The organism is Peribacillus sp. TH16, assembly GCF_016651095.1.
Taxonomy (GTDB): Bacteria; Bacillota; Bacilli; order Bacillales; family DSM-1321; genus Peribacillus; species Peribacillus butanolivorans.
This window is the reverse complement of the sequence record NZ_JAEKEM010000011.1, coordinates 146,385-158,299: the sequence shown is the minus strand read 5'-3', so window position 1 is coordinate 158,299 and position 11,915 is coordinate 146,385. Positions and strand designations below refer to the sequence as shown.

General features: G+C 37.1%; 9 protein-coding genes. 3 read left to right on the top strand and 6 right to left on the bottom strand.

The genetic code is table 11. The annotated features are described in order from the left end of the window. The first annotated feature begins 663 nt into the window (after window positions 1-663). Window positions 664-1,422, top strand: a complete 759-nt coding sequence (locus JFV29_RS29385) for an alpha/beta hydrolase (protein ID WP_201188303.1) — start codon at window positions 664-666, stop codon at window positions 1,420-1,422. Between the two features lie 78 nt (window positions 1,423-1,500). After that, a complete protein-coding gene (locus JFV29_RS29380; RefSeq protein WP_082527580.1) occupies window positions 1,501-1,671 on the top strand; it encodes a CsbD family protein in 171 nt (56 codons plus the stop codon). A 102-nt stretch (window positions 1,672-1,773) separates the two neighbouring features. Here the strand turns inward: JFV29_RS29380 and JFV29_RS29375 are convergent, their stop codons facing one another. The 5 genes from JFV29_RS29375 to JFV29_RS29355 all read right to left on the bottom strand — a co-directional run bounded on the left by JFV29_RS29375 (window position 1,774) and on the right by JFV29_RS29355 (window position 9,144). Further along, window positions 1,774-2,916, bottom strand: a complete 1,143-nt coding sequence (locus JFV29_RS29375) for a fused response regulator/phosphatase (RefSeq protein ID WP_056525851.1) — start codon at window positions 2,914-2,916, stop codon at window positions 1,774-1,776. 305 nt (window positions 2,917-3,221) lie between these two features. Next, on the bottom strand, window positions 3,222-4,055 hold the full coding sequence (locus JFV29_RS29370; protein ID WP_201188301.1) for a CheR family methyltransferase: 834 nt from the start codon (window positions 4,053-4,055) through the stop codon (window positions 3,222-3,224). A 28-nt stretch (window positions 4,056-4,083) separates the two neighbouring features. Then, the gene (locus JFV29_RS29365) at window positions 4,084-6,861 is read right to left on the bottom strand and encodes a response regulator (RefSeq protein WP_242486993.1); all 2,778 of its coding nucleotides are present in this window, start codon (window positions 6,859-6,861) and stop codon (window positions 4,084-4,086) included. 341 nt (window positions 6,862-7,202) lie between these two features. Then, entirely contained in the window at window positions 7,203-8,498 is a 1,296-nt protein-coding gene (locus JFV29_RS29360; protein ID WP_053348273.1) for a hemolysin family protein, read from the bottom strand. Window positions 8,499-8,712: 214 nt separating this feature from the next. Beyond that, window positions 8,713-9,144 (bottom strand): MerR family transcriptional regulator, encoded by a 432-nt coding sequence (locus JFV29_RS29355; RefSeq protein ID WP_309558392.1) that lies wholly within the window; start codon window positions 9,142-9,144, stop codon window positions 8,713-8,715. Window positions 9,145-9,673: 529 nt separating this feature from the next. On the opposite strand from JFV29_RS29355, the gene JFV29_RS29350 reads away from it, so the two are divergent. Continuing rightward, complete coding sequence (locus tag JFV29_RS29350) at window positions 9,674-10,099, top strand: DUF4395 domain-containing protein (RefSeq protein WP_201188297.1); 426 nt, start codon at window positions 9,674-9,676, stop codon at window positions 10,097-10,099. A 39-nt stretch (window positions 10,100-10,138) separates the two neighbouring features. Here the strand turns inward: JFV29_RS29350 and JFV29_RS29345 are convergent, their stop codons facing one another. Further along, window positions 10,139-11,893: an FTR1 family protein gene (locus tag JFV29_RS29345; RefSeq protein WP_201188295.1), complete on the bottom strand. Its 1,755-nt coding sequence runs from the start codon at window positions 11,891-11,893 to the stop codon at window positions 10,139-10,141. Window positions 11,894-11,915: the final 22 nt, after the last annotated feature.

The window sequence follows — 11,915 nt, the reverse complement described above, 5'->3', positions numbered from 1 at the left end:
AATTAACGTTGGCGCTTTGTTTTGTTCAGTTTTCAAAGAGCAATTTTATCGTCGTTCTTTCGAACAACTTGTTTATTCATCATAACACGCTATTGATTAGTTGTCAACTTCTGCGAAGTTTTTAACTTATTTTAAATCGCTGTGTTTTTCAGCGACCATTTCATCTTAACACTTTCATAATAAGAAGTCAATAGTTATTATTTCTTTTAGTAATCTACCAAAAGTGGATGAAGTTTTTTGTTTGTCGTACTTGGTGCTTATTTATATTAATCCTATTCCACTTGAAAGTCAACGACTATTCCTATTTTTATAGTTTTTATTTTGTTAGGCATTTTAACAACCTCTTAGATCGGTATTTTAGTAAACATATATTATAGAAGGAGTTGTATTTATTAATTGAAACCAAGCTAGATTTCTTTGTTATATTTAGGTACTCGCGTCAACGTATATCTTCCACAAGTATTTGCAGTCCTGTTTTTTTCTTGCCTTAAGTACCTTCTTGATGTATTGAACAAGAAACATAACCAAGTTGACTTTCTAAATCTTGTTATGATATTATATAACCAAGTAATATAATCGGAATAGTTAATATTATTAGAAAGACAGAATCTAATAATCAATAACCCCTTTTTTAATAGATTATGATTTAAAGGAGATGGAGATATGACAGAAGCAAAGGTAATACCAGGTGCAGAATCTTTTTTCCTCCCTGGCAATTCTATCGGAATCCTCATTTGCCATGGCTTTAATGGCACACCACAAAGTGTAAGGTATTTAGGTGATAACCTCGCTGCTAAAGGCTATACAGTCTATGCTCCACGTTTGAAGGGCCATGGTACCGATGAGCTGGATATGGAAACGAGCCATTATCAAGATTGGGTACATGATGTCGAGACTGCCTATGCAAAGCTAAAGCAAACCTGCACATATGTATTTGCAATAGGACAATCAATGGGCGGCGCCCTTGTTTTGGATTTAGCGACAAAAGTACCTTGTGAAGGAATTCTCACTATTAACGCCGCACTTCAAGTTCCTGAGTATGAAATCTATCGTAACCAATCGGTTCCGCGTTTCATTCCTGAAGGTGAGCCTGACGTAAAAGACGATACTGTTACTGAAATCACTTATGACCAAGTTCCCTCAAAAGCAATTAATCAGTTGCTTGATATTATGGAGCATACAAGTCAACAGCTCGAAAACATTAGCTGCCCGATACTTCTTTTTCATTCTCCAGAAGATCACGTTGTACCAGCCCAATGTTCCAATCAAATATACGATACTGTATTGTCCCTTGATAAGGAATTAATCGCCCTTGAAAATTCCTACCATGTTGCTTCGTTGGATTATGATAAAGATCAAATCATTGAACAGGCTTATCGGTTCATTCAAATCCACAGTAAAAAGGCAACAATCGCTTCATAAATGATTCTTATATACAACTTGGTTTACTCGACCTATACAAGGGTATATATAGTATATAAAGAAAAAGGAGGCAGCATAATGAGCAGTTTATCAGACAAAGTTAAAAGTACGGTCAATAAAGTAAAAGGCGAAACGAAAGACCAGGTCGGTAACGCGAAAAATGATCCTCACTTACAAGCAGAAGGTAAAGTTGATAAATTAAAAGGCAATCTCCAAGACGCTGTTAGTAAATTGAAAAATAAACGTTAATTAGCAAATTAAAATCGCTGGATACTACATCGAAACTCTCCTATATAAGAATTTCCACACCACAGAAGAGGCTGCAGGTATAAACTGCAGCCTCTTCCTTTTTCAATTAGCTTGAATTACAACAACACACATATCATCCGGCTGGTCTTGTTGCATTTCAGGGGGCATAACAAAATCAATAGGAGCGGTTTCCTTGATATCAAACCAACTCGTTGAGACCGCTTCTTGTATTTGATTCAGCCCTTCGGTGCCATCCCGATCGATGGCCTCCATGACACCATCTGTAAATAACAGAAGTTGAATTCTGTCTTCATAATGAATGATTGATTTCTCTATATTCATCTCAGTGAAGAATCCCACAGGACATGTCCCTTTTGAAAGAGAAGCCACTTTTCCATCATCCATTAAAGCGAAACCTGGAGGATGTCCAGCGTTAACATATTCCACTGTTTTTTGCTCTGTATCAATAATCATATAAATCGCTGTAAAATAATAGTGCACTTGGTTATCTTCTTTATTAAGGACACTCATCCAGTGATTCATTTCGTTTATGACTGCAACAGGATCTGTATGTGTCCGAATCGCATCCCTCAAAACAGAGGAAATAAACATACAAACAAGTGAAGCGGATATTCCATGCCCCATCATATCAAGCAGAATGATTCCATATCGATTTTCATCAATGCGATGCCAATAGTACATGTCTCCCGCTAACTTATTTGCAGGTAAGTATGAGGCTTTGATAGTTAAGTGGTCATTGTGAATGGGCTCACTTAAGAGACTGCTTTGGACCTGCATCGAGAGATCTAATTCATTACGAATTTTTTCATCCTGCATTTTATGCCAATCTTTTTCATATTTAAGCCTTAATCCCACACGAATCCGGGCCAGCAAGTCAATTTTATTAATAGGCTTCATTATATAATCAATACCGCCCACATCAAGTGCCTCGGCTACCTTGTTTGAGTCTTCAAGTGCGGTCACAAAAATCACGGGTATATCTTTAAGGTGTGGGATATTTTGAAGACGTCTGCACGCCTCTATTCCATCGATTTCAGGCATCATAATATCAAGCAGAATAATATCAACAGAAGTCTCCTTTGGTTTCAGACCATCCACCTGTAAATATTCAAACATCTCCACAGCAGAAGTTAATGATAGAAAATCCGTATAGCCAGCCCTCTTTAGAATTTTCTCTATAACGAAAAGGTTAACCTGGTTATCATCTACGATTAATATCGTCATTCTTTTATTCCCCTTTTGGCTTATATCGAGCGGCAAGTTTTTATCTTTATTATGTAAATGCGTTTCATTATTGTGGTTCCCTATAGGGTAGTTTCCATTTTATTATAACGAAGCTCAGTCTCTTTTAATAATAATAAACCACTTTATCATCACATTCGCAGACCAATTCATTATATATACCCGTTACTATGACACTCTAAACATATTATAAGCATTTTTTTGTATCACCCAAAAACAGGGTGAGAACATATTACTAGTGGCCTAATGAAAAAGAGGAGTCCGCTAAATATGCGAACTCCCCCTTCTTATAATTTCCGATAAATCCGTTCCTTTGAATCAAAGTCCTCATAATCTTCCGATAAGGAAGATGTATGAAGTGTTTCCTTACTACCAACTGCAAGAAAGCCTTCTTTACTAAGACTGTCATAAAACAAATGGTTTACATAGGTTTGTAATTCACCGGTAAAGTAAATCATCACATTTCGGCACATGATAATATGAAACTCATTGAACGAACCATCAGTGACCAAATTATGCTGGAAAAACACTATGTTTTTAAGAAGGCTAGAATTAAGATAGGCATTTTGATAATCCGTCGTATAATACTCCGAAAATTCCTGTTTTCCGCCGGCCTGCAAATAGTTTTTTGTATAAGACTGCATTCTATTTAGCGGAAGTATCCCTTTTTCTGCATGGCGGAGGACATCTTCATTCATATCAGTCGCATAAATTTTCGCCTTTTCATAAAGCCCCTCTTCCTTAAGAAGGATGGCCATTGAAAAGGCTTCTTCACCAGTCGAACAACCCGCATGCCAAATTCTAATTTCCGGAAGCTGTTTTAAAAGCGGTACAATTTTTAATCGAAAAGCTTTAAAGAAATCCGGGTCGCGAAACATTTCAGTAACGTTTATCGAAAAATCATTCAGAAGTTTCTCGACATAACCTTTTTCATATAAAACCATTTCAATCATTCCACTTATCCTACGAATATGGTCCAGCCTCATCCGATTTTCAACTCTCCGCTTTATAGAAGAACGCATATATTTCCGAAAATCGAAGCCGGAGACAGAATAAATGGCTTGCAATAATAATTCAATTTCTATATCTTCTCGTTCTTCAACAGTTAATGTATCCTTCATGAAAAACCTTCCTTACCCGTACTATCAATCAATTAGTCAGCCACACACGAAGAACTGATAGCAACTGATCTAATTTTAATGGCTTACTGACATAGTCGGACGCGCCAGCTTTCAGGCATTTTTCTCTATCGCCTTTCATCGCTTTAGCTGTTAAAGCGATGATTGGAAGATTCTCGAACTTATTCTGCTCGCGAATTCTAGTCATCGTTTCATAACCATCCATTCCTGGCATCATAATATCCATTAATATTGCATCTATATTATTTACTTTTTCAAGAAGCTCCAAACATTCATAGCCATTTTCAGCCGTAAGGATTTCCATCCCCTCATGCTTCAGGGCATTTTTTAGTGCAAAGATATTACGGTGGTCATCATCGACGACCAGTACGGTTTTATTGCAGAATGGATTACCATTTTTCTTGCCGTCACCATCGAATATTACGACATCCTGTTCTTCCTGCTCTACAGAAGATTCGGTTGCTTCATGGGAAGCTGCTGCCACTTCTGTAGAAGCAGCTATTGCTTCGCCAACATGTTTGAAGCCCTCTGGCATGCTTGGAATAAAGAAGGTAAATGTACTACCTTGGCCTTCTTTACTATCTACAATGACCCAGCCTCCTAGCAGCTTGGCAAACTCACGACATATGGAAAGCCCAAGTCCTGTACCACCGTATTTCCTCATTGTAGCTCCGTCGCCTTGCTGGAACGCCTCAAAGATTAGTTTTTGCTTTTCTTTGGAAATTCCAATACCAGTATCCGCCACATTAATTTCAATCCAATTGCTTGCACCTTTTGTTTGAATCCACTGTGCGACATTTTCTTCATCCGCTTTTTTAATTCGGACAGACACAGAACCTTTTTCCGTGAATTTAAATGCGTTGGACAATAAGTTTTTCAAGATTTGCTGGAAGCGCTGTTCATCCGTAAAGAAAATGTCCGGTACATTTTTATCTCTATCGATTATAAAGTCGATGTTCTTTTTCTTCGCTACATGATCAAAGTTACGGTGCAAAACCTCAGGCAGCTCACTCATATTCATTTCGTCAAAGACAACTTCAAGTTTTCCAACTTCAACTTTTGATAAATCCAGAATATCATTAATCAATGTTAATAAATCTTGACCTGATGAGTTAATAACACGAGCAAATTCCTGCTGCTCTTCATTTAATTTACTATCATTAGGATCCGAAAGCATTTCAGATAAAATCAAAATACTGTTAAGCGGCGTCCGCAATTCATGGGACATATTTGCCATGAACTCCGATTTGTATTTTGAACTTAACTTTAATTCTTCTGCTTGTTTTTCAAGATTTAATTTTGCGACTTGAAGCTCTTTCGATTTATCTTCGGTTTCGCGATTTCTCTCTTCTAATTGTTCGTTAATCATCCGCAACTCTTCAGCCTGTGTTTGCAATTCCTCTGATTGGGCCTGCATTTCCTCTGACTGAGATTGTAACTCTTCCGATTGAGCCTGCAACTCTTCGGTCTGTGCCTGTGATTCTTTCAATAAACGCTCTATTTCCATCCGACCTTCTACATTATTGATCGTGATGCCTAGAGTATCCAACACACGGGTTAAGAAACTTTTTTGCAACTTCGTAAAGGCCTCCAAACTTGCCAATTCAACCATTGCAACAACTTCGTCCTCAAATACGACCGGTGCAATGACAATACTTTTAGGATTGACTTCCCCTAGCCCTGTTGTAACCAAATGGAAGTCTTCTGGAATATTGTCGATGAATTTCGATTTTCCTTCTTGAGCGCATTGTCCAATCAAACCTTCACCCAGTCGAAATTCACGTCTACCTGCATCCTCACCATCTCCTGCAAAGCTGGAAATCTTTACAAAACGCATATCTTTTCCCACACCTCGCCTGACGTAAATCGCCCCAATGGACGCTCCCATCATCGGCGCAAGCCTTGTAATGAACCTGTCAGCAAGAACCTCCACATCAACAATACGCTGATACATGGTAGCAATATCTGCAACACGAGTCTGAATCCAGTTCTGTTCACTGATTTTTTCAGTGAAATCTTTCTCCTTTTGATTATAGGCTTCAAGCGATTCTGCCATATCATTGAAGGATCGAGCGATATCACCAATTTCATCTTTTGTTCGAACTGAAATTCTTGGTACTACCGATAAGTTTTTAAAATCAATATTCTTGATGACCTTCGTAATGGATTGCAAATCTTTTGATGTGCTGCGAATCATCCAAACCATCGTTACTGAAATAACTAAAATGCTAAGAATAACAGCGAAGATTGTGAAACTAATCATATCTTCATAGGTTTGTTTCGAATTCCTTAAGGTTTCTTTCATAATGCCTTCTTGGAAATCTTTAAAGTCATCCATCGCGCTGATAACTTTTGTCCGCTTTTCCCGCTGATCTCTCATCAACCTGGAAATATTTTCAGAAGAATTTTCTTCTTGTATATTTTGAATAATCTCAGTCTCTGTTATGGAGTAAGATGTATATTGAGTCTCAAACTCTTTCAACAATTGCTTTGCTTTTACTTTATTTAAAGTACCTGATAATTCAGCAATTTGTGATTCAATCAAACTATGATTCTCTTTTATAATTTCTAGACTATCAGCTCTTTCTTCTTTATTCGCATCATCAGCAGCAAACAAAATTTCACGGTCTGACCTTGAAAACAACTGACGGATTTCCATCGAAGCTTGAACTTTTTCATAGCGGTTTTCAACTATTTCGGTCATACTGCTCTTTAAATTGTTAAGCGTAAACATCATGAAAGAAAGTAATATAGCCAAGAAAAGCAAGATTAAACCGAACCCTAACATTTGCTTCCTCTTAAAACCCATTTTTCCGCCTACCTTCTTCTCTTAATTTATAATCAGCCAGAAAAAGAATGTCTTTGCAAAGATAAATCTTATTACTAACATTCCAATATGTTTATATTTAGATAGATTTAATGTCTCACTCTACATTTTAACATTTTCATAGTATAAATTGTACCTACAGCGTTATTATTCATGAATTCCTTTTCCATTAGAGTAGTAGTCTACCTTTTTAATTGTAAGAAAATCCAAAGCATTGTGTTCGAATCCATACTCAATTATTAATTCATTATTTAGTAAAATTATAAAAACCGAAAGCTTTCGCTTTCGGTTTTTCGTGATTATTAAATTTTCTTAACTTCAACATATAAGACATGATGGCCATCCATCTCTTTTACGGTAAATTCAAAGCCGGCATATTCTATTCTATCGCCGACTGCAATTTCAAATCGCCCTGTTAGGAACCAACCGCCCAATGTATCTATATCTTCTTCTGGCAATTCTATTGCAAGGGTATCATTAACATCTTCGACCAATGTTTTTGCATCAAAAACATAATGTCCCTCATCAATTTTTTGAATAAGCGGCCGTTCGTCTTGGTCAAATTCATCTCGTATTTCTCCGACGATTTCTTCGAGAATGTCTTCAACCGTAACAAGACCTGCAGTACCGCCATATTCATCTGTTAAAACGGCCATATGAATCCGTTCCTTCTGCATTTTCAGTAGTAAATCATGAATTGCGATTGTTTCAAGAACACGAATAATTGGTGTTACAAATGAATCAACCGTCAATTCTGAAACATTTTCTTCTGTAATTGTTGCTGTATAAAGACGCTTGATATTGACCATACCCACTACATTATCTTTATCACCGTCTATAACAGGATAACGGGTGTATTGCTCTTCTTGAATGAGTTCAACAACTTCCAATAAGGGCATTCCTTTTTCAATTACGGTCATTTCCGTACGAGGAACCATAATCTCATTGGCAATACGCTCATCAAATTCAAAAATTTGGTTTACATATTTATACTCTGATTGATTAATCTCACCGCTTTTATAGCTTTCTGATAAAATAATGCGTAGTTCTTCTTCTGAGTGAGCCATTTCAGATTCAGAAGCAGGCTTTAACCCGAACATGCCTGTAAGAACACGAGCAGAGCCATTCAATAACCAAATAAACGGGTACAAAATACGATAAAACAGAATTAATGGCTTTGAAAACATTAATGTTACTTCCTCAGCCTTTTGAATCGCAACTGTTTTTGGTGCTAGTTCCCCGACTACAACGTGTAGGAATGTGACAGAGCCAAATGCGATCACGAAAGAGATAATATGACTTACGGATTCATCTAATCCCCATCTTAAAAACAAAGGTTTAAATATTGCCTCCACCGTCGGTTCACCCAGCACCCCTAAACCTAATGCGGTTACTGTAATCCCCAATTGACAAGCAGATAAGTACTCATCAATATGTGTGGTTACTTTCTTGGCTGCAAGTGCATTTCTATGTCCTTCTTCAATCAATTGATTAATACGAGAACTTCTGACTTTTACGATTGCAAATTCTGAGGCAACAAAAAATGCCGTTAATGCTATTAATACAGCTACTGCTAATAATTTTATAAAAATCTCCAATATGTGCGGGTTTACCATGTATATACCCTACCTTGAGTAATACCAAGGAATAGGCAAACACGGTTTAATCCCAAGCACCTCCTGTGTAAATGGTTAATGTCCATTTCAAAAACAAACTGAATTTTAACATGAATGCCGCATCCCAACCATTTTGTGAAGATGTCCTTTATTAATATGCACCTTAGTACAGTAAACTATCGAGAATAAATCTGGATTATACTAACAACACTAATAATGATTGGATTAAGGCAATGCTTTCGTGAGAAATCTGTTTTTTTAGAAGAAGTTCATTTTTTTCGTCCTTTTCAATCAGCCTGATTACTTCCCGTAGTTCCTCATTCAAGCCATCCAGTTTACTTTTCAGTTGAAGTCCTGTTTCCTCAATGGCAGATGAAACTTCCTTGTCCTGGTTAAATAGTTCCTTTATATCTTCTAATGAAAGGTTTTTTCTTTTATACTCCTCAATACGGTGAAGCCGTTCAAGTTCCCTGACTGAATAATAACGGTAGTTAGAGGCGGAACGTTCTGCTTTTAGCAGGCCCATGTTTGTATAGTAATCAACAGTTCTCTTCGTAACATTCGCCATTTCTGCCAACTCGCCAATTTTCAACGTCTCGATCCCAATATAACCCCTCCCAACCGTCACGTGATGGTTTAGACACTAATACACTGTCTTTTGTTCCACCCTGACATTAAATTCTATTCTCTAATCGTACATTATTTTTACTCAAAATTAAAATATTTAATATTGGATAAAAAGATATTTTTTTTAGTTACACATCTTTACACTCCACAAGTAAACAAAAAACCGATTATTTCCAATAACCGGTTTAATTTACCATTCTATTTTATGCCGTTTATTTTTTTGTTTTAGCTGGAAATTGATTGCTCAATATTTTAGGACCGCATTGGCATATCGAAGAATGCTTTAGTTTTTTTATTGGTGTACCGCATGTTTGACAAACTTTTGTTACCATTATACCGTCCTCCTACTTTAACTAATTGTTATATATTATATTATACCGATTTAATAATAATAATCAATACTAAATTAAAATTATTATAAATAAGGAGGTTGAGTTTTGATTTTATAGACTTTTTTATCATTCCCACTTAACAAGTAGCCATAATAAAGATAAAATATAATAAAACTCATCAGGAAGGTTGGTATTTAAATGACGAGTGAAATTCGTTCTATTCCCCGTCCCTTAGTACGCACGAATCAATGGGTCATATTTTCAAGTGTGGTGACTGCCTTACTAACCGGTCAAATATGGATATTAGCGGTTCCGTTTACAGCAGGACTTTTAGGGCTTATCTTTAATTTCAATCCGATTATGCGGCTTGCAAAGCTCTTCTTGAAAAAGCGGCCTTCTGATTATATTCCGGAAGATCATTCACAACAGCAATTCAACCAAGTTATTGCAGTCGTTTGCTTGGGACTTGGATTAATTTCTTTCCTGCTTGGTTGGACCGTTTCAGGATATATTTTTACGGTGATGGTCGGGCTTGCTTCTTTCATAGCCATCCTTGGATTCTGCATTGGTTGCTTTATCCTCTATCAATGGAAACAATATTCCTATCGCCGATCTCTGCGCTAGATACTACAAAATAGGACTGACATTCGTCAGTCCCTTTTTTTATTCAGATGCATGTACAGAATTATTTTTTTTAACCCAATAGGTAGCCAGTAAGATCAACAGAATTAATACAGCTTGCGGCAGTAACGTTTCTACTGTCGGATAAAGTCCTATCCATTCTACAAACGGGAAGGAAGTAATCGTATGTGTCTGCAGAACTTGTGAAACTTGAAGTGAATGAATAGAGACCCCAAGAATCTTAAATGCCAAAACATAGATGAGTATCGTTGCTGCTTTAAAGAATAGGGTAATCGGTAGTTTCACGCTGTAACGTAGCATGATAAAACCAATCACTACTAATATGAGGAAGGCAATTACAATCCCGCTTAATAGCTGCTTCAATTCCATATAAGGCGCCATACCTGCATAAAAGATAATTGTCTCCGCACCTTCACGGAAAATGGATAAAAAGCTAATTAAAGCAAACGAGACGATACTACCTGTAGCAATAGCTTGGTCCATTCGCTTGCCAATATAACGGTTCCATGCATGGATATTCGATTTACTATGGAGCCAAAGGCCAATTGTCAACATCATCAATACTGCCACTATCCCTGTGATTCCCTCAATGTACTCACGGCTTGACGCAGCTGTAATTTGAGAGAAAACAATATTGATGATGACCGCAAAGATGGTACTCGCGGCTAATCCAGCACCTACCCCTGTCCAAATCCATTTTTGTTTGTCCGCTTGTCCAATTTTCTTTAGAAAAGACAATAATGTCGCTACAATCAAGAGTGCTTCTAGCCCCTCCCGTAAAAGAATCAAAGCAGCATCCCATGTTGTATAACTCGTATCATCAATCAAGGGTAGCAACCGGGTGTTTAAATCCGAAACGATATCCTTCGCTTCCTCTGCTTTTATCTTTTTCGATTGTAACAAGCTGATTGCGGTCGGAACTTTTGTTTCCATATCACTGTACAACTTGCTGTCTCTTGTTGAAACTTCCCCTTCGACATTAGGCCAAATTGTTAAAATTTCATTCAACTGATCAATTGCTGAATCGACATCATTTTTTTCAATATCGGTTATGCTTCCTTGTAAGAGTTGTGTAACATCTCCAAGTGAATAAGTCACCTTCTGGTCTTCTTCTTTAACCTTACCAGCAAGAAAATCCTCCAGTAAACCTTTTAATTCAGAAAGATTCGTTTTGGCTTTTTCCGAATCAGGTGGGTCCTGGGTAATGGCTATCCGCACAAAGGCCATATACGTTTCAATCTTACCGTATGAAGCAACACTTGCCTCCCGAACAACAACCTCTGCGTCAATCCAATGATTCCGTAGGTTTGTATATTGACTCTTAGCTTGAACAAAGTCACCTTCAGCTATTGTTGCATCCAACTTATCTATTAATGGGATTAACGCTTGTAACCGGTCTTTATAGACCGTCTTATCTACTGGGTTTTCCTCTGTATCATATGTAATTAGAGTACTTGATAAAGCCGATAATTGCTTTTTAATTTCATCAGCGTCTGCTTCGTTCTTCACAGCACTTTTTACAGCCAATAGTTGCTTATCAACTTTCTTCGCAACTTCACTGTCCGTTTTTATCATTTTCCAATCTTTTTCAAATAAAGCTATATTATCCGAAACTGCGTCAAGGTCGCCGGATTTTGTCTTCATTAAACTATCGCCAATATAGACAAAAAGCTGATCATGATTTTCACCTGCCGAAACAACTCGTACTGCAGATGAAATAAATAAAAGACTGACTATTAAAACCAATATCCCACTTTTCCATTTAGAAACAGTCATACTGGTACCCTCCTTATTTATG